25 protein-coding genes are annotated in these 21997 nt (G+C 34.9%); 7 read left to right on the top strand and 18 right to left on the bottom strand.

Features of this window, described 5'->3' with window-relative positions:
* The first annotated feature begins 16 nt into the window (after positions 1–16).
* Together ACK4R1_RS11750 and ACK4R1_RS11745 are read left to right on the top strand one after the other, a co-directional pair.
* The gene (locus ACK4R1_RS11750; protein WP_409687090.1) at positions 17–202 is read left to right on the top strand and encodes a DUF2892 domain-containing protein; all 186 of its coding nucleotides are present in this window, start codon (positions 17–19) and stop codon (positions 200–202) included.
* Positions 203–311: 109 nt separating this feature from the next.
* Positions 312–2351 (top strand): M13 family metallopeptidase, encoded by a 2040-nt coding sequence (locus tag ACK4R1_RS11745; protein WP_409687087.1) that lies wholly within the window; start codon positions 312–314, stop codon positions 2349–2351.
* A gap of 38 nt (positions 2352–2389) precedes the next feature.
* Here ACK4R1_RS11745 and ACK4R1_RS11740 read toward each other — a convergent pair whose 3' ends face one another.
* From ACK4R1_RS11740 to rsfS, 7 genes are all read right to left on the bottom strand, one after another.
* Positions 2390–3166, bottom strand: a complete 777-nt coding sequence (locus tag ACK4R1_RS11740) for a superoxide dismutase (RefSeq protein ID WP_409687084.1) — start codon at positions 3164–3166, stop codon at positions 2390–2392.
* 4 nt (positions 3167–3170) lie between these two features.
* A complete protein-coding gene (locus tag ACK4R1_RS11735; protein WP_409687082.1) occupies positions 3171–3446 on the bottom strand; it encodes an acyl-CoA-binding protein in 276 nt (91 codons plus the stop codon).
* Between the two features lie 12 nt (positions 3447–3458).
* The gene (locus ACK4R1_RS11730) at positions 3459–4109 is read right to left on the bottom strand and encodes a phosphatidylserine decarboxylase family protein (protein ID WP_409687079.1); all 651 of its coding nucleotides are present in this window, start codon (positions 4107–4109) and stop codon (positions 3459–3461) included.
* Positions 4099–4911 (bottom strand): phosphatidate cytidylyltransferase, encoded by an 813-nt coding sequence (locus tag ACK4R1_RS11725; protein ID WP_409687076.1) that lies wholly within the window; start codon positions 4909–4911, stop codon positions 4099–4101. The genes ACK4R1_RS11730 and ACK4R1_RS11725 overlap by 11 nt, the downstream gene beginning before the upstream one ends.
* A gap of 1 nt (position 4912) precedes the next feature.
* On the bottom strand, positions 4913–5518 hold the full coding sequence (locus tag ACK4R1_RS11720) for a lactate utilization protein B/C (protein ID WP_409687073.1): 606 nt from the start codon (positions 5516–5518) through the stop codon (positions 4913–4915).
* A gap of 114 nt (positions 5519–5632) precedes the next feature.
* Positions 5633–7567, bottom strand: a complete 1935-nt coding sequence (gene ftsH, locus ACK4R1_RS11715; RefSeq protein ID WP_409687070.1) for an ATP-dependent zinc metalloprotease FtsH — start codon at positions 7565–7567, stop codon at positions 5633–5635.
* Positions 7568–7586: 19 nt separating this feature from the next.
* Positions 7587–7958 (bottom strand): ribosome silencing factor, encoded by a 372-nt coding sequence (rsfS, locus tag ACK4R1_RS11710; RefSeq protein ID WP_121314521.1) that lies wholly within the window; start codon positions 7956–7958, stop codon positions 7587–7589.
* Between the two features lie 92 nt (positions 7959–8050).
* Between rsfS and ACK4R1_RS11705 the strand changes: the two genes are divergently transcribed.
* Positions 8051–8779 carry a biotin--[acetyl-CoA-carboxylase] ligase gene (locus ACK4R1_RS11705; protein WP_409687067.1) on the top strand — a complete coding sequence of 243 codons (729 nt, stop codon included), beginning with the start codon at positions 8051–8053 and terminating at the stop codon, positions 8777–8779.
* Between the two features lies 1 nt (position 8780).
* Here the strand turns inward: ACK4R1_RS11705 and ACK4R1_RS11700 are convergent, their stop codons facing one another.
* The 9 genes from ACK4R1_RS11700 to ACK4R1_RS11660 all read right to left on the bottom strand — a co-directional run bounded on the left by ACK4R1_RS11700 (position 8781) and on the right by ACK4R1_RS11660 (position 15283).
* Positions 8781–9146 carry a glyoxalase gene (locus ACK4R1_RS11700; protein WP_409687065.1) on the bottom strand — a complete coding sequence of 122 codons (366 nt, stop codon included), beginning with the start codon at positions 9144–9146 and terminating at the stop codon, positions 8781–8783.
* 36 nt (positions 9147–9182) lie between these two features.
* Positions 9183–9386, bottom strand: a complete 204-nt coding sequence (locus ACK4R1_RS11695; protein WP_409687062.1) for a helix-turn-helix domain-containing protein — start codon at positions 9384–9386, stop codon at positions 9183–9185.
* A 3-nt stretch (positions 9387–9389) separates the two neighbouring features.
* On the bottom strand, positions 9390–9926 hold the full coding sequence (locus tag ACK4R1_RS11690; RefSeq protein WP_409687059.1) for a DUF2975 domain-containing protein: 537 nt from the start codon (positions 9924–9926) through the stop codon (positions 9390–9392).
* A 161-nt stretch (positions 9927–10087) separates the two neighbouring features.
* The gene (locus ACK4R1_RS11685; RefSeq protein WP_409687057.1) at positions 10088–10732 is read right to left on the bottom strand and encodes an intradiol ring-cleavage dioxygenase; all 645 of its coding nucleotides are present in this window, start codon (positions 10730–10732) and stop codon (positions 10088–10090) included.
* Between the two features lie 93 nt (positions 10733–10825).
* Positions 10826–11371, bottom strand: a complete 546-nt coding sequence (locus tag ACK4R1_RS11680; RefSeq protein WP_409687054.1) for a hypothetical protein — start codon at positions 11369–11371, stop codon at positions 10826–10828.
* A gap of 366 nt (positions 11372–11737) precedes the next feature.
* Positions 11738–11965, bottom strand: a complete 228-nt coding sequence (locus tag ACK4R1_RS11675; protein WP_409687051.1) for a hypothetical protein — start codon at positions 11963–11965, stop codon at positions 11738–11740.
* A gap of 462 nt (positions 11966–12427) precedes the next feature.
* Positions 12428–13042, bottom strand: coding sequence for a response regulator (locus ACK4R1_RS11670; RefSeq protein ID WP_409687048.1), 615 nt, complete (start codon positions 13040–13042; stop codon positions 12428–12430).
* A complete protein-coding gene (locus ACK4R1_RS11665) occupies positions 13039–14829 on the bottom strand; it encodes a sensor histidine kinase (RefSeq protein ID WP_409687045.1) in 1791 nt (596 codons plus the stop codon). Before ACK4R1_RS11665 ends, ACK4R1_RS11670 begins: the two co-directional genes overlap by 4 nt.
* A 4-nt stretch (positions 14830–14833) precedes the next feature.
* Entirely contained in the window at positions 14834–15283 is a 450-nt protein-coding gene (locus tag ACK4R1_RS11660; protein ID WP_409687042.1) for a hypothetical protein, read from the bottom strand.
* A gap of 239 nt (positions 15284–15522) precedes the next feature.
* Between ACK4R1_RS11660 and ACK4R1_RS11655 the strand changes: the two genes are divergently transcribed.
* Entirely contained in the window at positions 15523–17010 is a 1488-nt protein-coding gene (locus ACK4R1_RS11655; protein WP_409687039.1) for an aminotransferase class V-fold PLP-dependent enzyme, read from the top strand.
* Between the two features lie 22 nt (positions 17011–17032).
* Here ACK4R1_RS11655 and ACK4R1_RS11650 read toward each other — a convergent pair whose 3' ends face one another.
* A complete protein-coding gene (locus ACK4R1_RS11650) occupies positions 17033–17905 on the bottom strand; it encodes a lysophospholipid acyltransferase family protein (RefSeq protein WP_409687036.1) in 873 nt (290 codons plus the stop codon).
* Positions 17906–18008: 103 nt separating this feature from the next.
* Here ACK4R1_RS11650 and ACK4R1_RS11645 point away from each other — a divergent pair, with 103 nt between their 5' ends.
* The gene (locus ACK4R1_RS11645) at positions 18009–18638 is read left to right on the top strand and encodes a rhomboid family intramembrane serine protease (RefSeq protein ID WP_409687033.1); all 630 of its coding nucleotides are present in this window, start codon (positions 18009–18011) and stop codon (positions 18636–18638) included.
* A 48-nt stretch (positions 18639–18686) separates the two neighbouring features.
* A complete protein-coding gene (locus ACK4R1_RS11640) occupies positions 18687–19454 on the top strand; it encodes an SIMPL domain-containing protein (protein ID WP_409687030.1) in 768 nt (255 codons plus the stop codon).
* A gap of 54 nt (positions 19455–19508) precedes the next feature.
* On the opposite strand, the gene ACK4R1_RS11635 is transcribed toward ACK4R1_RS11640, so the two are convergent.
* Positions 19509–20045 carry a hypothetical protein gene (locus ACK4R1_RS11635; RefSeq protein ID WP_409687027.1) on the bottom strand — a complete coding sequence of 179 codons (537 nt, stop codon included), beginning with the start codon at positions 20043–20045 and terminating at the stop codon, positions 19509–19511.
* A gap of 479 nt (positions 20046–20524) precedes the next feature.
* On the opposite strand from ACK4R1_RS11635, the gene ACK4R1_RS11630 reads away from it, so the two are divergent.
* The gene (locus ACK4R1_RS11630) at positions 20525–21970 is read left to right on the top strand and encodes an MFS transporter (protein ID WP_409687304.1); all 1446 of its coding nucleotides are present in this window, start codon (positions 20525–20527) and stop codon (positions 21968–21970) included.
* The last annotated feature ends 27 nt before the right edge of the window (positions 21971–21997 follow it).

Raw genomic sequence — 21997 nt, 5'->3', positions numbered from 1 at the left:
TTTAAAATACAATATTATGAAAAATAGAATAGTCAGAGCTGTAGCCGGAACATTTATCTTAATCAGTTTACTATTGGCGATTTACGTCAACCAAAATTGGTTGTGGTTTACTGCTTTTGTCGGTGTCAATTTGCTGCAATCTTCTATCACCAAATGGTGTTTGATGGAGGATATATTGACCAAATTGGGCGTAAAAGATTAAGTATTCAGCCACCTTCGGGTGGTTTTTTTATGTTTCATTTTAACAAATGCATTACATTTGGTAACATTTTAGTCAAAATAAAGTCCAATAGCCATTTAAAAACGATACTATGAAATTACTAACCAAACTAACAGTAGGATTATTTTCAGCCACTTTGTTGTTGAGCTGTAATCAAAAAGAAGCCGATTTTGTCGATCCTTTGTTAACCAATAGAGATACCACAGTGAATCCCGGCGATGACTTTTTTTTGTATGCTAATGGCGGATGGTTTAAACGAAATCCAATTCCGGATAGCGAAAGAAGTAACGGTATTTTCAGAACGATAGGCGACACCATCAATTCTCAAATCAAACAAATTTGTGAAAAATCAGCAGAAATGACTGACGCGACCAAAGGGAGTAACGAACAAAAAATAGGTGATTTCTATGCTTCCGGTATGGATACTTTGCAAATAGAAAAATTAGGATTGTCTCCTTTAAAAGCCGATTTAAACAGGATCAAAGCGATTAATGATGTGCCTTCATTATTAAATACGATTGCTTACTTACATACTATTGGCGCCAATCCGGCGTTTTCATTGTATGTTGGTCAAGACGATAAGAACAGTGCAAAGTATGCCATTTTCTTAGGTCAAGGCGGATTAGGATTAGGCAATCGCGATTACTATTTCAATACTGATAAGGAAACTGTAAATATCCGTGCCGAATATGTGAAACATTTGCAGAAAATGGGACAATTGATTGGAAAGTCATCCGATGTAGCCAAAACCAATGCTGCTGTTATCATGAAATTGGAAACCGAATTGGCACAAAACTCTCGTAAGTTAGAAGCACTTCGTGATCCTATTAAGAACTACAATAAAATGAGCATCGCTCAAATCAACAGCGCTACACCAAATATCAATTGGCAACAAATGACAGCTGCTATCGGAATCAAAAATGCCGATACTGTTATTGTGGGTCAACCCGAGTTTTATAAAGCTTTAGACCAAATGGTTAAGACTTATTCTGTTGAAGATTGGAAAACTTATTTGGAATGGGATTTAGTAAATTCTTATGCCTCTTATTTGAATAATGCCATTGAAAAGCAAAACTTCTATTTCTACTCAACCGTAATGAGTGGTGTAAAAGAACAAAAACCACGTTGGAAAAGAATAGTTGAACAAACCGATGGTTCTTTGGGCGAATTGATAGGGCAGGTTTATGTAAAGGATTATTTGCCAAAAGGTTCCAAAGAAAAACTATTGGAAATCGGAAATAATATTCGTGACGTTTATGCAGAACGTATTAAAACTTTAGATTGGATGAGTGAAGAAACCAAGAAAAAAGCTTTATTCAAATTAAGTAAAATCGTGATGAAAGTAGGTTATCCCGACAAATGGAAAGACCTGAGTAGTGTTAATATTAATAGAGGTACATTTTTAGCCAATGTGATGGCAACCAACAAATGGTCTATCAATGATATGATTTCCAAATACGGTAAACCGGTAGACAGAACCGAATGGGGCATGTATCCACAAACCTATAATGCTTATTACAATCCAAGTAATAATGAAATTTGTGTTCCGGCATGTAATATCTTAGTTCCCGGTTTTGAAGGTAGAATGCCTGATGATGCTGTTTTATATGGTATTATCGGTGGTTCCACTTTCGGTCACGAAATTACTCACGGATTTGATGATCAAGGTAGCCAATATGATGAAAAAGGTAATTTGAACAATTGGTGGACAGCGGAAGATTTGCAAAAGTTTAAAGCAAAAACCAAATTAATTGTTGAACAATTCAGTAAGTACGAGGCGTTACCGGGTAAATTTTTAAACGGCGATGCTACTCAAGGTGAAAATATAGCTGATTTGGGCGGACTTGTCATGGGATTTGAAGCTTTCAAGAAATCGAAACAATACAAAAACAAGGAGAAAATTAGCGGTTTTACACCTGAACAACGTTTTTTCCTAGCGTATGGTTACGCATGGATGGTTAATATCAAACCGGAATCATTGGCGCAACAATTATTAACCGATGTTCATGCACCGGCAAAATACAGAATCAACGGACCTTTGGAAAACAATCCTGATTTTCATAAAGCTTTCAATATCCAGCCCGGAAGCAAAATGCGAAGACCGGATAATTTGAAAGTGGTGATTTGGTAAAAAAATGAAAATCCCTAATCATCTGATTAGGGATTTTTTTATTTCGTAGCAGTGGCTTCCAAATACCGTTCGGAAACTTTTTTCCAATTAATTACTTTAAAGAACGCATCAATATATTTTTTGCGTTTGTAACGGTAATCTAAATAATAAGCGTGTTCCCAAACGTCCAAACATAAAATAGGTTTTCCAACAATAGCTTGCTTAGGCATCAATGGGTTATCTTGATTCGGTGTGCTTGTTACTATTAACTTTCCGGTTTTGTCAACCACTAACCATGCCCAACCTGAGCCAAATTGTTTTTCAGCAACATCTGAAAACTGATTCTTAAACACTTCAAACGAACCAAAATCACGGTTGATAATGCTAGCCAAAGTATCTTTGGGTTGTCCTTCAGATTTTGGAGTCAAGCTTTCGAAGAATAAGGTGTGATTGTAGTAACCACCGGCATTGTTACGCAGGTCGGCATTGTTGAGGTCTAATTTTTTCAAAATATCTTCAATAGCCAAATCAACTAACAATGGATCAGCAGCGACCAATTTGTTCAAATTGTTGGTGTACGTTAAATAATGTTTGGAATAATGTACTTCCATAGTTAGAATATCTATACTAGGCATCAAGGCATTGTATTCATAAGGTAATTTGGCTAAAGCAAATTGACCTTCATCGGCACTGACATCATCAGGTTGTCCGATAGTGATTTTTTCTTCAGCTGAGGGCAAAGGTACTTCAACGACTTCGGTTAGTTTTTTTTTGTTACAGGAAGGTAATAGAAATGTAAAAGAAAAACATAAAGCGATAATAAAAATCCTTTTCATAGTTTTATTTTTTTTCGTTTACAATGGCATTGATGGCTTCGATATATAATTCTTTAGCTTCTTCAGCGGAGAGATGACTAATTTGCATCCAAGCATTGGTTTTAAAAGCATTTCTCAAATCAAAAGTAGAGGAATTGTTATATTCAATGGTGCCGAAAGTGGCTTGTTTATAATAGGCATACAACCGCAACTGCACATCTTGCGGCAACGATGACTGTGTCATTTTAGAAGCGTGTTCAACAGCTTCCAGAAATCGAACTTCTAATTCTTTTTCAGACATATTTTGAGACTATTATTTTGAAGCGATAACCGTTTGGTTACCTACAGCATTTTGTTTTAAAGCAACATCCACTTTGGTGCCTAGCGGGAAATAAATATCGACTCTGGAACCAAATTTAATGAATCCGGCATCATCACCTTGAACGACTTGTTGTCCTTCTTCGGCATAGTTTACAATTCGTCGGGCCAAAGCGCCTGCAATTTGTCTGTATAAAACTTCACCAAATTCTTTGGTTTCAATCACTACCGTAGTTCGTTCATTTTCGGTGCTTGCTTTCGGATGCCAAGCCACCAAATATTTTCCCGGATGGTATTTGCTGAATTTGATTTTTCCTGAAGCACCATAACGTGTAACGTGAACGTTAATAGGCGACATAAAAATCGAAACTTGTAATCTTTTGTCTTTGAAATATTCGTCTTCAAATACTTCTTCAATTACCACCACTTTTCCATCAACCGGTGCCAAAAAGTAATTGTCGTTCGGCACTATCTTTCGGTTTGGGTTTCTGAAAAATTGTAAAATCATAACAAAAAGGAAGACAAAAACCAATTGAATGGCAATTCTAAGCCAAGCTAGAGAGATAAACTTATCTGCTAATAATAATGCAGCGATAAAGCTTACTATTGCAATGAAAATGATTTTATAACCTTCTTTATGAAACATAATAAATAATTTGGTAAAACAAATAAACAAATGGTGCTACAAATATAATACTATCCAAGCGATCTAGAAAACCACCATGTCCGGGCATGATGTTTCCGCTGTCTTTGACGCCTGCAATTCTTTTAAATTTCGATTCTATTAAATCTCCTAAAGTGCCAAAAGCACTAACAATCATAGCGATGATAATCCATTTTATGATTGTTTCATCTGGTTTATCGATGTAAAATTCAGCTAATAAAATTCCGGCCACGATTGCAAAAACTACACCGCCAACAAAGCCTTCAATGGTTTTTTTAGGAGAAATTCTCTCGAAGAGTTTGTTCTTTCCCATCGTTATGCCAACTAAGTATGCAAAAGTATCATTGGCCCAAATGATTACCAAAATACTAATGATGATTTCGGGAAAATATTGGTTATTGATGAAAGGAATTTTGGTGAAAATGATAATTGGGATGATGAGATAGCCAATGAGGAAAACGTATTTAGCCTGTGTGTCCAAAAATCGATCTTTCTTTTCAAACAGAAATAATAGCGAACGGATGGAAACCAATAATGCCGCAATCAACAACAAAATTTCGTTAGTTTTTATAGTATTGTTTAGATTGAAAAGGATATAGCCAACGGTGGCTATGAGTAGTGGGATAATCGGTTTTAGCGAAACCAATTTACAAAATTCCACAACAGAAAAAAGCAATAACAAACCAAACAATAACAAAAAACTATATTGTGAATATAAAGTCGCGCCGATAAGCAACAGTACGTAAACTGCGCCAGACAAAGCTCTTGTTACGGTAGTAGTCATGCTATAAATCTTCTAAAAGCAAGAGGTATAAATTCTTGGCTGTGCTTCCGTATTGCAGGAAATCTTCGTCTTTAGCTTTTTCGAAATATTTGATGGTAGTGATATTGGTTGGATAATCTTTATCATATTTCTTTTTAATCACACGCAATCCGTCACTTTTGGTTTCCAAAATCTGACTCGTCGTGGCTAATATGATAATATTGTTGGGTAAATCGTTGGGCTTGTTCTGCTTGATTTGGTTAGAGGAAAATAACACTGAACCTTCATCAGCAATCAGGTTTTCACAGCTGGCAAACAAAAAAATAGGGTTAGCCGGTTTGTCGTAATGCAATTTGTTTTCGTCCAACATGCTAAACAATTTTGGTTCGTAACAAAGGGCTTCACATTCGAACCAATCATTTTCTTCTAAGATGTTGAGGAATTGGTCTTTTACTTCATTCAAGTTTTCGCAATACAAAAACTTACCGCCATTTTTTTTGAAATTATAAGTAAACTTCTCATCTACGGGAAGTAGTGAAAAGCTGGAAGGAGTATTGTTAAATTCGCTTTGACTTTCTTCGTCAGAGGCATCATTACCTGTGCCAAAAATTTTTCTGAAAAGACTCATGCTGGTTTGGTATAATCGGGTTTTGTGATTGAAATCCCTCAAAGATAAAAAAATCTTAATTCAAAAGTATGTTTTGAATTAAGATTTTAAAAAAATGTTAAAAAACTGTAAATGTTATTCGATTACGGCATCCGCTACAGTTTCATCACTGTGATTGTCGTAGGGTCTTTTGCCGAAAATGGTTTCCAAATCGTCTTTGAAAATTACTTCTTTTTCAATCAGTATATCGGCCAATTGCTGTAGTTTTTCTTTATTGTCTTGCAAAATCTGAATCGCTCTTTGGTATTCGGTTTCGATTAGATTTGAAATTTCTTTATCGATAACCAAAGCCGTTTCTTCAGAATATGGTTTGGAGAAATTATACTCACTTTGTCCCGAAGAATCATAATAAGTGATATTCCCTAATTTTTCATTTAATCCGTAAATTGTAACCATTGCTCGTGCTTGTTTGGTTACTTTTTCCAAATCGCTTAAAGCTCCGGTGGAGATTTTGTTGAACATTACTTTTTCAGCCGCACGGCCACCCATAGTGGCACACATTTCATCAAGCATTTGCTCAGGTCGAACAATTAAGCGTTCTTCCGGTAAGTACCAGGCAGCACCTAAACTTTGTCCACGTGGTACAATAGTAACTTTCACTAATGGCGCTGCGTGTTCGAGCATCCAACTTACTGTTGCATGACCGGCTTCATGCACAGCAATCGCACGTTTCTCATCCGGTGTAACAATTTTGTTTTTCTTTTCTAATCCACCAACAATTCTGTCAACAGCGTCTAAGAAATCCTGTTTATCTACGGCTGTTTTGTTATTTCTGGCCGCAATTAATGCCGCTTCATTACAAACGTTTGCAATATCGGCTCCTGAGAATCCCGGGGTTTGTTTGGCTAAAAATTCTATGTCCAAACCTTCTACTTTTTTCAAAGGTTTTAAGTGAACTTCAAAGATTTCTTTACGTTCTCTAACGTCCGGTAAATCAACATAAATTTGACGGTCAAAACGTCCGGCACGCAATAAAGCTTTGTCTAAAACATCCGCTCTATTGGTTGCTGCTAATACGATTACGTGTGTATTTGTTCCGAAACCGTCCATCTCAGTCAATAACTGGTTTAAGGTATTTTCGCGTTCGTCATTAGAGCCGGAGAAATTATTTTTGCCACGAGCACGACCAACCGCATCAATCTCATCGATAAAGATAATGGCCGGTGCTTTGTCTTTGGCTTGTTTGAATAAATCTCTCACACGAGAAGCGCCGACACCAACAAACATTTCCACAAAATCAGAACCTGATAATGAGAAGAAAGGCACTTTGGCTTCGCCTGCTACGGCTTTCGCCAAAAGGGTTTTTCCGGTTCCCGGAGGACCAACTAATAAAGCTCCTTTTGGAATTTTACCTCCAAGTGTAGTGTATTTATCAGGGTTTCTTAGGAATTCCACGATTTCTTGTATCTCTTCTTTGGCACCTTCTAATCCGGCTACATCTTTGAAAGTGGTTTTTAAATCGGTTTTCTCGTCGAATAATTTGGCTCTTGATTTTCCGATGTTGAAGATTTGACCTCCGCCACCACCTGCACCACCACCAGACATTCTGCGCATGATTAAAATCCAAATTCCGATGATAATGATGATAGGCAATAAGCTGATGAATATCTCAGACCAATTACTTTTTGGTTTAAAATCGTAGTCTTTGATTTTGCCGTCTTGTTTGGCTTTTTCGATTTTGTTTTGGAATACCTCGTCATTACCAATCTCAAAAGAATAGTGTGGTCCTTTGTTGGCATTATCGAGCATGTCCTTTGAAACTTTGGCGTGAGCTTTGTCTTTTAAAGCTGCAGCTGTTAAGTAAGCTTCTCCTTCGGTCTTGTTGAAAACAACCACTTTTTCGATTTGTCCTTTGTCTAAGTATTCATTAAACTTAGAGGAAGAAATTTTAGCAGTATCTTGAAATCCGGAACCGCCTATGTAGTTTAATCCGAAGAAAATGATAATTAATCCAGCGTAAATCCACCATGGACTTACTTTAAAATTATTGGGTTTCTTTTCCGTTGCCATATATGTTTAGCGCAATTTTTTAATAGTTACTTGGAATGGTAGTAATTTGGGCATCGCCCCATAATCCTTCGATATTGTAGAATTCACGGATTTGTTTTTGGAATACGTGTACCACAATGTCAACATAATCCATTAAAACCCACTCGCCATTGTCCGTACCTTCTACGTGCCATGGTTTGTCTTTTAATTCTTTAGAAACTAATTTTTGGATAGAGTTAACAATCGCGTTAACTTGGGTATTGGAGTTACCGTTGCAAATGATAAAATAATCACAAACTGCGGTGTCTATAGCTCTTAAATCGAGAATTTCAATATCATTTCCTTTTACTTCTTCAATGCCTTTAATGATACTCGCTAAGAGTACATCAGTGTTTATTGCTTTTTTCGTCATCTAGTATTTATGTGTATTTGGCAAAGGTATTACTTTTTGTGCTTATTTTTGCTTAACAAAAGTTTAAAATTACCACCAATTTTATTTCTATCATGCCTATAATCAAACTCGATGCCATAGATTCAACCAATGACTATTTAAAGCAATTGGCCAAAGAAAAGTGGTTGGAAAACTATACTGCTGTTATGGCTTTGGAACAAACTAAAGGCAGAGGTCAAATGGGTTCCGAATGGGTGAGTGAGTCCGGTAAAAATCTAACTATCAGTGTTTTGGTTAAAGATGTTCCGCAGGAAATGATTTCAATTTATGATTTTAATGTTGCAGTGGCTTTAGCGGCAATTGGTGTTTTGACTATGAATGGCATAGTGAAAGTAAATGTCAAATGGCCCAACGACATTATGGCAGATAATAAAAAAGTTGGTGGCATACTTATAGAGAATTCTTTGAAAGCTGATGGCAGTTTTACTTCGGTAGTAGGTTTTGGACTGAATTTAAATCAAACTGACTTTGAGCATTTACCACAGGCAAATTCATTGACTAACATCACGAATAAAACATATGATTTAGAGGAGATGGCACTAAGTTTTATCAAATCATTGAAATTACATTTAATATTATTTCCTGAAAGAACCGATGAAGCTTGGGCACATTACAACAATTTGTTGTTTAAAAAAGATAAACCTTCGGCTTTTGAATTTCCCAATGGCGACCGATTTATGGGTATTATCAAATGTGTGACACGTGACGGGAAGTTGGCAGTGCTTTTAAATGATGATTCAGTTGAGTATTATGAATTAAAAGAGGTAAAGTTGTTGTATTAGTTTATTTTACAAACTCGCCAAAATGCCACAAAATTCCCGATGGATCATGCAGGAAACATTCGCTTCCCCAATCTAAATTTCTGATAGCTGTTACTTTGGCATCTTTATATTTTAAAGGTAATTCTAAAGCTAAAAGTTCGTTATAAAACCTTTTAACATTATCAACTTCCATAAAAACCATGGTGTTGTCTATCCAATCTTTGACATAAGCATCTTGCAGATAAAAACCCAATTGCTCGGTTTTGAACAAACACAGGTTATGTGATATAACTACTTCTTCAAAACCTAAGTCACGGTAAAAACTTCGAGAGACATTATAGTCTTTTGACCCAATAAAAGGTCTAATGGATACAGCTTTGTGGTTCATTTTTTAATTGTCTATTGGTTTCAAAAATACAAATATTTACTCTTTGAATTCGAGGATATCACCGGGTTGACAATCTAAGGCTTTGCAAATTGCTTCAAGCGTACTGAAACGTATGGCTTTGGCCTTGCCTGTTTTTAGGATGGAAAGATTTGATAGGGTCAAATCGACTTTTTCGGAAAGCTCGTTTAAAGACATCTTTCTTTTGGCCATCATCACGTCTAGGTTTACAATTATTGGCATAGGTTAAACAGTTAAATCGTTTTCATTTTGAATATCAACTCCTTTTTTAAAAATAACCGCAATAATATAAATCACAGCGCCCATTAAAATAAAGGCTTGACTGTCTGCCCAAAATTGACTCAAGTTGTCGGGAACAAAACCGTAATGCTTTAAACTTTTGACTAATTGTTGGCCAATGTAACTTAACAGGCCTATGAAAAGAGTAAAATAACTCATTTGTAAAATTTGTTTGGACACAAAAGTGTTGAATGGTTTTGACAAATCCATTTTGTGCATCAGTTTGACCACTATGTAAAATAAGGAGGCTTTTAAAATAGAAATGATTAGAATGAAGCTATACACTCCAAAAAAAGCTAACTTACTGTCTTTGTACATTTGAATTAAGTCTAACTTTTGATAAAGATTTTGTACAAATTCAGGGTTATACAAACTGAAAACGAAGTTTACGATTAAACCTCCAGCTTCAATGGACAAGCCCACAAAAATTAGCCAAGCCACAATATACAAGCCCCAAAATATAATGTTGTTTGTTTTTGACATGATTGTTAAATTTTAAATTGATAGAGCAAATATACAATAAATAATTATTGATAAACAATAAATATAGATTTTTATTTAACAAATATTTGTCGTAAATCATTTTTGTTAATGTTAGTGGGCTTTAAGATGAGTTCGAGTATAAAATAGAATTGTACTATTTTCTATGGTTTAGGATAGTTCGGAATGTTTTGTCCCAAAACAATATCGCGTCTTGCATATTGTATATCATTTACCTTATCCGTTTTGGCTATACCATTACCTCCTCGTTGCTCTAATTTTTGATGCTCAGTTTTAGTTAAAAGCGAATCGTCTTCAAATAACAAATCTTCAATATAATATTCATTGAGGTTAGGTTCTTTGATAGCAAAATGAACATGCGCCGGAATCGAACTGTTAGGATAAGACGCCGGACGAACTGTGTAGATTTTATACTTACCATTGGCATCACTTTTTAACCAACCGCGCAAATGCCCGTGAATAGTTTTTTCATTTTTGGTTTTAGAGTACAAACCGGCATTGTCTGTTTGCCAATAATAAATAACCACATTGGGTGCTATGGTTTTACCATCCTGTTTGAAAACGGTTCCTTCTATCACTAACTTTTGACCTTTTTCTTGCCAACCATCGCTGGTATCAATACTTTTTAGGTCTTTAGGCATGCCATTATACATAATTTCACAACCGTCACAACCGCCACCTACGAGAATTTCTTTTTGAGTTACTAAATCTGAATTGCGAGTCCTCTGAGTACAACTGATTAGAAGTGTTATTAGGAGAATGGATGCGAAGATGCCGATAGGTTTCATGTTTTTATTTTGTTCAAAATTAAACTAATCATTTGTTTTAATTATGTTTAATGGTATTGCTAATTTAATGCATTATTGAAATCTCTGCAATAATTAATGATATTTTGGAGTTAAGACTATCTCTCTTTTTTTGTTGGTTTTATTTGAAATTCTAATCTCTTTTAGACAAGCTCCATTTTCATCTTTTCTCACACAGTTTATTGAAATTTCATCAACAAGTTTATCATTTTTGTCTTTAATAATAATTTTATACAGCTCTTTATTGGCATAATAAAAATATTCTGTGTAAAAAGTTTTAAAATGATCTACTATTTTATCAATCGTTCCATCGGTATTATAATAGTAAATGGCTTCATTTTGCTTGTATTGTTTTTTAGTGTAGCAACTGATACGTTCACGTTGTTTAGGTTTCCAACGTGTTTTACAATAGTAAGGTTCTTTATCTGGATATAATTCCACCACAAACCATAGCTTTTTTTTAGTTTCTTGTATTAGATTACCCGAGGAATCAATCGTCTTAGAGTATTTGATACGACCATTTCTGGTGAAAATCATTTCTTTTTTTTGCAAAAGTTTTTTGTGATTATCTGCAGTTAAATAGACTTCTTCGGTTGCGGATTTAATTCCCTCAGGAAGCAATTGCTTTTTAGTATACTTTTTTGTGGCACATGATTGCGTTGCTAAAAGAAGGATTAAAAAAAAAAACTCTCATAATCGTAAAGTTTAGTTATGAAATAGAGTTGCTAATTTTTGATTTAGAATTATAGTGGCTTTTTATAATCTTAAGTTAACTAATTATCCAACCATAATCTTAAATAATTAATTCTCTATCACTAATTTACAAAAAAAAACAACACTTTTACCTAATAAGAAACTGCTTTGAAATCTCTTTACTGTGATAAAAGTTAATTTTTGTTTAAGTCGAAGTGTAATCATTTAGCTCCGAAACCCTCTTTCAAAGTCTCAAAATGGAAGAGGGCGGAGCGGTAGGTATAAAGTGCCGATTTATCGCAAGCTGCTTTGCACAAAGTGCAATAGCTTTTGGCGTTCCACCGGCGCGGGGAATATTTTTAAGCAACGGTCTACTGAAGCCGCTATGCGAACACGAGAAAAATCGGGAAATTCCTCAGCAATGATTTGTATGATAAACTTGCGGTCTAGCGGTTTATCGGCATTTATGAATGGTGTTTCATAGACCATTTTACACTGGGATTCTACATTGTTCCAACACATGACTTTATTATAATTATGAATTATTTCAACTTTAAATTTATGCTTTCACATTTTTTAATCTTTTATCATTCATAGTTAGGCGTATATTGTTGTAGGAAATGACCAAATTGGGGTTTTGGTTTCTTTTAGGCGTATATGAATCAGTCGAATTTTACTTGATGATGAAAAAAACCTGCCCTTAATACAATTATCAAATACCACTAAAATTTTTTGTTTAATCGGGCAGGATTTTTCTTATTAACTAACCAAAACTTAAATTATTATGAATTTGACAGTTATTCTTCAAAATCAACCTTGAATATGTTTTTCAAATACCACTAAGAAAGCTTATTACAATGTTGTGATTAATAACTAATCAAAAATCAATCATTTATATTTTGATTGTTTAAAAGTCGGGAAACAAATCCAAAAAAAAAATCCCCATCAATGGGGATTTTTTATAGCGATTCTTATGTAAATTTACTACAAATAGTCGTATTTACGCTCTAAAGCGAATTTTGTTAAATCGTTTTTACCTATAATTTTTATTTTTTTTGACATGTTTTTGCGGTGTGAATCAACGGTTGATTTTTCAATGAAAAGGATTTCAGCGATTTCTTGAGACGATTTTCCTTCGGCAATGAATTGCAGGATTTCTTTTTCGCGTGAACTGAAAATCAATTCGTTTTTTGGAGTTTCGTATTGATTGTCTGTATCATTCACAAAATAGGAATACCCTTGACTCACTGCTCGAATCGCATCTAAAACAGTTTGCAACGAGGAATTTTTCATGATATAACCTGAAGCGCCGGCTTCTTTCATTTGCGAAATAGCATCGTCGTGATCAAACATGCTGAAAGCAATGATTTTGGTGTCTGGCAATTCGGTTTTAATAGTTTTAGTTGCCATGATGCCATCACATTTCGGCATACGAATATCAGTAATAATCACATTGGGTTTTAACTGTCGGGCAATATCTATAAGTGCTAAGCCATCATTGGCGTGGCCAACAATTTCGATGTCGTTTTCGTTTTTCAGAAATGATTTCATGCCATCAATCAGGGCTTGATGGTCTTCGGCAATTATTAGCGTTATCATATTGGGATGTCTATAATGATGGTGGTTCCTTTTCCTTCAAAACTATCTATACTGAAAGTGCCGTTGAGTTGTTCTGCTTTCTTTTCAATGTTACTCAAGCCCATTCCTTCTTTTTTATCAACTTTCTTTGGATTAAATCCTTTGCCGTTGTCTTCTACAAGTATGTTGATGCTATCTTCGTCTTGCGTTAAACTAATGGTAATTTCAGTAGCTTCAGCGTGCTTAATGGTATTGGTTAAGATTTCTTGTATCATTCTGAAAAGCGTTACTTCAAGAGAATTTTCCAATCTTTTGGTCATGCCAAATGGAATCACTTGCACTTTAAGCTTGTTCGGAATAGTCACTTTTTTGGCTATGTTTTGCACTGCGGGAACCAAGCCTTCGCTTCCGATTACCCCGGCATTTTTAGCATGTGCCATTCCACGTACTTTTTGATAGGCTTCTTCTATTAAATCATCGGTTTTGGCAAATATTTCTTGTTCTGTTTCTTTAATGTCTCCTTTTTGTTGGTAAAGGGTTTGGAAATTAAGTTTCAAAGTGGCCAATGTACTACCTAAATTATCGTGTAAATCATTGGCTATTTTAAGACGTTCTTTTTCCTGACCTTCCAGCATTTTATCTATCTCGTGTAGCTCTTGGTCTTTGAGTACATTTTCGAGTTTTTGGCTTTCTATAAACTTTTCTTGTTCCGCAATTTTTTTCTTTTTATTGATATTGTTAATTTTGAGATAGGCGGCGATGACTACGATAATAAATAAACCAACAAAAGCATAGAGAATCATTTTGTTTTGTTGGTCTTTGATTTTCAGGTTTTTGTTTTCGAGATCCTTTATTTGGGTTTCGTATTTAGTGTTGATATCGCGAATGATTTTGTTTTCTTCTTGGTCGCTCATATCGCTTTCGTATTTCTTTTTTTTATCAAGACATTCCAATGCTTTTTCATAGTCCTTCATTTCCCGATAAGTATCAGATAAGAACTGATAGATATTGGCATTGAAAAGAATTCTATAATTGTCGAATTTTAAAGAAAATGTTTTTTCGTATAATGGTATGGCTTTCTCTGGTTTTCCTTCTTTTCTATACATTCCGGCATAGTTGATATAGACATAACCGATACCTTCCTCAAAATTATGTTTCTTGCATTTCTCTAAAGACAACCCAAAATAGTGGCGTGCCATTTTGAAATCCTTCAGACCTTTGCGATAAGCAATACCAATTCTTCTGTCGTATATTGTTTCATCTATGAAGAATTTGTTTTTTATCGCAATCTTTTTTCCTGTTTGTAAAATCCGAATTGCTTCATAAGGTAAAGAGTCCGAAAGATTGCTGCCTACTTCTAGATAGGCCGAACTCAACAATTTAGGCTTATTATTTTCTTGCGCATACGCTATAGCTTCATCTAAGAGAGGTTTGTAATCTTTAAATTTATAATCACTAAATCTTTTTTGTTCCGCAATAGTGATGGCCAGTTCCATTGCCTTGTCTAAATCATTGGCTTTGAGGTAAAGTGCTCTGGCTTTGACAAAATGTTCTACGGCACCAACACCGGAGTTTCGCAGATATTGTGTTTTTCCGGACAAATGTTCAAAAAGGGCTTGGTCTTTTACCGATAGTTCTTTTGGCTTGAACTTTCTCAATTCAGCCAAACGTGTGGTGTAATCCAGTTTGTCAAATTTAGACTCAAACTCTTTTAAGGCTTTATTTTGTGCAAAAGCGACTGCCACACTAAAAAGGGATAGTGCAACAAGCAAGAATTTGTTATTGTATGTTTTTTTTTCTTTAGCCATTTATTTACGCCATGTATCCATCACCTTTTGATCCCGGAGGTGAACCACCGGCTAAGTGAACATAAATACCGTCTTTGTAGTTTTCTATGTACTTATTGTCGTCGGAATTGGTGTTAGGATCAAAGCCGATACCGTGATGGATGTAAACTATAATTTGATCACTGGTGGTAATGTCATAAATATCTTTATCACCGGAAGCCAAATAGGAAGTGTCTAGTTCACCAAAGGAAACGTCTTCCAGAATAAGTTGACTATTAGCGGGATAATCGGAAAAATCAGTGGCGTTTTTATCTTTTGTTTCTAAAATACCGACAATTGCATACCGACTGGCATTGCATATGTTGTAGAATTTAGTAATGATGAATTCATCAGGACTGATATTTGTTGTTTGAATTGTAATAGAAAAGACTTCTTCACTTGGGTTAAAAGAGCCGGTTGATTCGTAGACTTTCATGTGATGTGTTTGTTTTGGTTAGATATACCAAAGATGAGAAATTATTTTGTAATAATAAACGCTATAAAGTGTATTTTTTAACATAATTCCGCCAAATAAATAGTACAAATGACTGTTTTGCCTAATTGTTTCAAAAAGGGTATTTTAATTTCATTAAATATTGTGAATTTATCAACAAAGGGGATTTTTTTTGAGCTAAAATTAAAAATAATGTATCTTTGAACTCAAATAGTTGCATTATGATTACCACAGAAACCCAAACGGCTTTAGAGCAATATTTCCAACAATTTCGCCAGAATATCATTGGAATTGACCAAGAGTTTGAGTCTCCTTTCGGAAGAAAGAAAATCATTTATACCGATTGGACTGCCAGCGGTAGATTGTATCGTCCGATTGAGGAAAAACTGATGAATGAATTCGGACCTTTTGTGGCCAATACCCATACCGAAACAACTATTTCAGGAACGGCGATGACTATGGCTTATCACGAAGCCAGACACATCATCAAAAAACACGTCAATGCTAACGACAATGATGTTCTGATCAATGACGGAACGGGAATGACAGGTGTAGTGAATAAGTTCCAAAGAATTTTAGGTTTAAAAGTACCAGAAAATCTTAAGGAGTTTACCGATATTCCTGCTGCTATAAAACCAATTGTTTTTATTTCACACATGGAGCACCATTCGAATCAAACGTCTTGGTTGGAAACGATTGCCGATGTAGTGGTAATTCCCGCGAATGAAGAGGGTTTACTTTGTATGAATGAATTTGCCGCATTATTGAAGAAATACAAAGATAGAAGTTTCAAAATTGCTTCAATTACATCATGCTCCAATGTAACCGGAATCAGAACACCATATCACGAAGTAGCTAAATTAATGCATCAAAACAATGGTGTTTGCTTTGTAGATTTTGCTTGTTCAGGGCCGTATGTAGAAATCGATATGCATCCGGATGCGGAAAGTTATTTAGATGCTATTTTCTTTTCGCCTCACAAATTTTTGGGTGGACCAGGAACTTCGGGCGTTTTGATTTTCAACAAAAATTTATACAAAAATAACGTGCCTGATTGTCCAGGTGGCGGAACTGTTTCTTGGACAAATCCTTGGGGTGAACATAAATATATAGACAATATAGAAGACCGTGAAGACGGCGGAACACCTGGTTTTCTTCAGGTGATTAAAACCGCTTTGGCAATACAGTTGAAAGAACAAATGGGTGTTAAAAATATCTTAGGAAGAGAACACGAAATCGTAGAGTATATATTTGCTGAATTAAATTCGATAGAAAACATCAATATTTTAGCCAATCAGCACCAAAATAGGTTAGGGGTAATTTCGTTTTATATTGACGATTTGCATTTTAATTTGGGCGTAAAATTATTGAACGATAGATTCGGAATCCAAACCCGTGGCGGTTGCAGTTGCGCTGGAACTTATGGGCATTTCTTATTGCATGTTGACCAAGAGACTTCTCATGATTTGGTGTGCCAAATTACCTCGGGCGATTTAATCAAAAAACCGGGATGGATTAGAATGTCGATTCACCCAACAACTACTTCAGAAGAGATACAATTTGTTTGCGAAAGCATTAAAGCATTGGCACAGAATCACAAAGATTGGGCTAAAGATTATGAATACAACGCCAAAACCAACGAGTTCATTCATAAAAATGCCAAACATTCCGAAAAAGAAATGGTGAAATCTTGGTTCAGTACCAAATAAATACAACACAACCAACTGACCACTACTTTCTCTTGTGTTTCCAACGCTTGTGTGTCCACAAATAATATTCCGGGGCTTCGTAGATTTGTTTTTCTACGCGTCTTAAAAACTCATCTGATATTTGATAATTCGGCACCTCTTTTGGGTTATCAAACATTAATTCAAATGTTGCTTCGTAGTATCCGCGCTTTATTTTTTTGGTACGAAGGAAGATTACATTCATGTCATAGCGTTTGGCGAGCATTTCTGCACCGGTATGTACTGGGGTTTCAATACCCATAAAGGTTCCCCAATGGTGTGTTTTAGTAACTTGAGGTGATTGATCGCTGGCAAATCCATAGATGCCTAAATGCTTTTTCTTATAATTTTTTTCGACAACTGGAATGGTTTCTTTAGTCGTGATTAAAGTAGCCTTGAATTTAGAACGAATATCTCTAACTAATTTGTCAAAATATTTATTTGAAACTTTCTTATAGATGGCGAAACCTTCAAAAGTAATATGTTTATTCATAGAAACTACCCATTCATAGCTTGCATAATGTGCACACAATAAGGCGATGCTTTTTTGTTTTTTTTCTAGATCTTTATATAACTCTAAATTGGTAAATACAAAACGCTTATTCATTTCCTTTTCTGAAATGGTCATCGTTTTCGTCATTTCCAAAAACATATCACACATATGGTGATAGGATTTTTTTTCAACGCTCAATTGTTCTTTTGGAGATAAATGTGGCAAAGCTAAGGCTATGTTTTGACGAACAACTTTTCTTCGGTATCCTATTACATAATAAACAAGAATATAAACTCCGTCGGATACTAAATATAAAATTCTGAAAGGCAAAATCGAAATTAGCCACAGAAAAGGATAGAGGAGAACAAAAACAACAAACTGCATGCTTAATAATTTTATGCAAATATAAAGTTAAAAGTGATTTTATCAGACTAACATTAACAAAACCTAAGGAAGTATTATTATTTTTACTAAAATATATTTTATAATGGATAATCCCTTTTTATTGGCCATAATTCTAGCCAATGTCCTCATTAGTTTTAAAGGATTTAATGACCCACTTTTTTATAGAAAGTATCAGTTTCATGTTGGAAGTATCAGAGCTGGCGAACAAGTAAGGATGGTAACTTCGGGTTTTTTACATGCAGACGAAATCCATTTGGCCTTTAATATGATTACCTTGTTTTCTTTTGCCCCAATTGTATGCGGAATATTAGGTAATGGTTCTTTTTTGCTGATTTATTCCGGTAGTTTGATTTTCGGAAGTTTACTGACTATGGTGTTTCACGGCAATGAATATAATTATAGAGCGGTAGGCGCATCAGGTGCAGTTACCGGAATTATTTATTCTTCAATTTTGTTATTCCCTGATATGCAGATTTACGGTTTTATTCCAGGCTATGTTTTTGGCTTCTTATATTTGATGTATTCCATTTACGGTATGAAAGCCAAGAGTGATAATATAGGACATACAGCACATTTTGGCGGTGCTATCGGCGGGTATGCTATAACACTTTTAAAAGATCCGATATTGTTTCAAGAGCAAACTACATTGGTTATTATATTGTCAGTTCCTATCATCATACTTTTTATTATGGCCAAGATTGGAAAATTATAATTGGCACAACTTTTGAAATCGGACAATTAAAACAAATATAAAAACACTATGAAATCGAAGATTATTACATCAGTTCGCCTTTTTGGCTCGGGTCACAAATTTCCCCAAAACAATTTTAAACTTATGGGTAAAAAGTCCTTATTAATTCTAGCCTTATTATTAGTATGGAGTACCAATGCGCAAGAATCAAAGCCACAAGTACCACAAATTACTGTAACCGGTGAAGGAAAAATAATGGTAATTCCAGATCAGGCATTAGTAACTGTTGGTTTTCAAAATTCTGGGAAAGATGCCAAGGAAGTAAAAACATTAAATGATGAAGTGGTAGATAAAGTAATCAAATTTTTAAAGAAAAGTGGTATTCCTGCCACCGATTATAAAACGAACAATGTTAGCTTAGGAAAAAGTTATGATTATGAAAAGAAAAAATACAATTTCCAAGCCAATCAGTCACTAAGTATTATGCTCAAAGATTTATCAAAATATGATGATATTATGATGGGATTGAATGATGCAGGAATTAATTCGATAGATGGAGTAGAATTCAAGTCTTCTAAAATGGAGGAACATGAAAGAGAGGCCAGAAAAAAAGCAATGTTGAATGCCAAACAAAAAGCAACGGATTATGTTTCTGTTCTAGGACAAAAAGTAGGCAAAGCATTATTGATTACTGATAATTCAAGTGTTTATGTGCCACAACCCATGTACAAAGGAGGAATGATGGCCATGGCTGCAGAAGCTATGCCTAGAGAAACTTTAGCTATTGGGGAATTGGAAATCAATACAAATGTCACCGTTACTTTTACGTTAGAATAAACCTATTTGATATTAAAATAAAAATCCCATCTATTTAAAAGATGGGATTTTTATTTATTTAGGTAATGGCGCACCAACGGCAATACCACATTGATGTCCTTCTTCTCCATGTGGTGGATTCATTCCGGGCGCAGTGGTAGTAGTTGGTGTTCCATCCGGACTCAAAATAGCCGGGGTTGCTGACGGTTGCGTAGTTTGTGTAGTAAATTTACTTGGATCAATTTGTTGTGTAATAGCACTTCCAGCTTTGGGTTGATTAGCATTTCCTGGTGGAGAATTTAATGGCGCTCCAACTGCAATATCACAACGATGTCCAGGTTGTCCATGAGGCGGATTCATTCCTTTTTTCGTAGCCACCGGTGTTTGATTTGGAGTAATGGTTTGACTGGCAGTCATCTGTTGGTTTTGAACTGGCATTGTGTTTTCTACCGGCTGTTGAGTGTAAGTTTGACTTGGAATAGACTGCACTCTGGGCATTATTATTTCTTTTGGAGTTTCATCTGTAGTTGCAGTTGATTCTTCCTCTTTTTTACAAGATACAAACGCTAAGGAAACAACTAAAAGTGAATTAAAAACTAAATTTGATTTCATAAAGCATAAATTTTAGAAAACCAAAGATACTTTTTTTGAATATAACTTCAACAAAAAATGTAACTTACACATAGTTTTAACATGAGTTAAAATCGAATAGACAATGTTGTTGACAGACTCATATAAAAAGCTTAAATATTTACTTATGAATTTGAATACATTTAAACCATATTGATAAACATTTGAAGTATAAGACTTACTGATGAACTTGCTTGTATTCTTGTTGTTATGATGCTGTTGTTTTTCCTTCTTTTTAGTTTTATTGACAAACTTTACATATTTATTTTCCTAAAAACATAATTTTTATACATTTTTTTTATAGATAATTAATTGTGGTATTAAATTAAAATTTATATTTGTGCAATCGATTACATTAAGAAAGAAACCGATTCGAATATTTTTTTTATTGATCAGTTTATTTAAACTAAAATTTAAGAATGTCTGCTATACCTAATTATAACAAAAATATATCTGAAATAATGAAGCAACCTTATAAAGCAAAAGGAAATTATCGCTGGACAATTTGTTCCTTATTGTTTTTTGCCACGACTATTAACTATTTGGATAGGCAAGTGCTTTCCTTGACATGGAAAGATTTTATTGCTCCTGAATTTCATTGGACAAATAACGATTATGGTAACATCACTGCGCTATTCTCCATTTTTTATGCGGTTTCATTATTGTTCGCCGGACGTTTTGTCGACATTATGGATACCAAAAAAGGATTTTTATGGGCAATCGGAGTTTGGTCGGTGGGTGCATGTTTACACGCCTTCGCCGGGATTGCAACTTCTGGAATCATAACTGGTAATTGGTTTGTTGGGTTTGAAGGAGCTAAAGATATTATTCATACTGTCAATGATACGGGAATGGTGATTTCAGTAAGTGTTACCTTATTCATTTTTGCTCGTTTTGTTTTAGCAGTAGGCGAAGCAGGAAATTTTCCGGCAGCGATTAAAACAACCGCAGAATATTTTCCCAAAAAAGACAGAGCGTTTTCTACTAGTATTTTTAATGCCGGAGCGACTGTTGGTGCTTTAGTGGCGCCAATTTCTATTCCGTTTATTGCTAAAGCATTCGGTTGGGAAATGGCTTTTATTATTATTGGTGCTCTAGGTTTTGTATGGATGGGATTCTGGATTTTTATTTACGATAAACCTGAAAAACACAAAAGAGTTTCTGCCGAAGAATTAGCCTATATTCAACAAGACACAATCGCCGACAGTAAATTAGTTGGCTATGTGGCTGAAACAGCAAAAAAAGTAACCATTTTAGAATGTTTTAAGTACAAACAAACTTGGGCTTTCGCTTTCGGAAAGTTCATGACCGACGGCGTTTGGTGGTTTTTCTTATTCTGGACACCGGCTTATTTAAGTTCGGTTTATGAAATGGATTCTACCGAAGCAGCTTTTCCATTGTTTGTTTTATACATGATTACTTTGCTTTCTATTATTGGTGGTTGGTTGCCAACATATTTTGTAGAAAAGAAAGGAATGAATCCCTATGAAGGAAGAATGAAAGCCATGTTAATTTTCGCTTTCTTCCCATTGTTAGCCTTGATTGCTCAACCATTAGGTTATTATACTTATTGGATTCCGGTAATTATCATCGGTATTGCCGGTGCGGCGCATCAAGCTTGGTCGGCAAATATTTTTACAACTGTTGGAGATATGTTTCCTAAAAAAGCCATTGCAACCGTTACCGGAATAGGTGGTTTGGCAGGCGGACTTGGTTCTACTTTAATCAATAAAGGTTCAGGTGTTTTATTCGATTACAGTAAAGATACCAACATGGATTTCATGGGTTTTCAAGGAATCGAAGGTGGTTACTTCATCATTTTTTCTATTTGTGCCGTTTGCTATTTGATAGGTTGGATGGTGATGAAAACCTTGGTGCCAAAATATGCTCCAATAAGTGATTTGTAGAATGAAAATGATTTAAAAGAATATAAA

Source organism: Flavobacterium sp., assembly GCF_046293665.1.
Classification (GTDB): Bacteria; Bacteroidota; Bacteroidia; order Flavobacteriales; family Flavobacteriaceae; genus Flavobacterium.
Note: the sequence above shows the minus strand (reverse complement) of the source record. Positions and strands in the feature narration are given on the sequence as shown.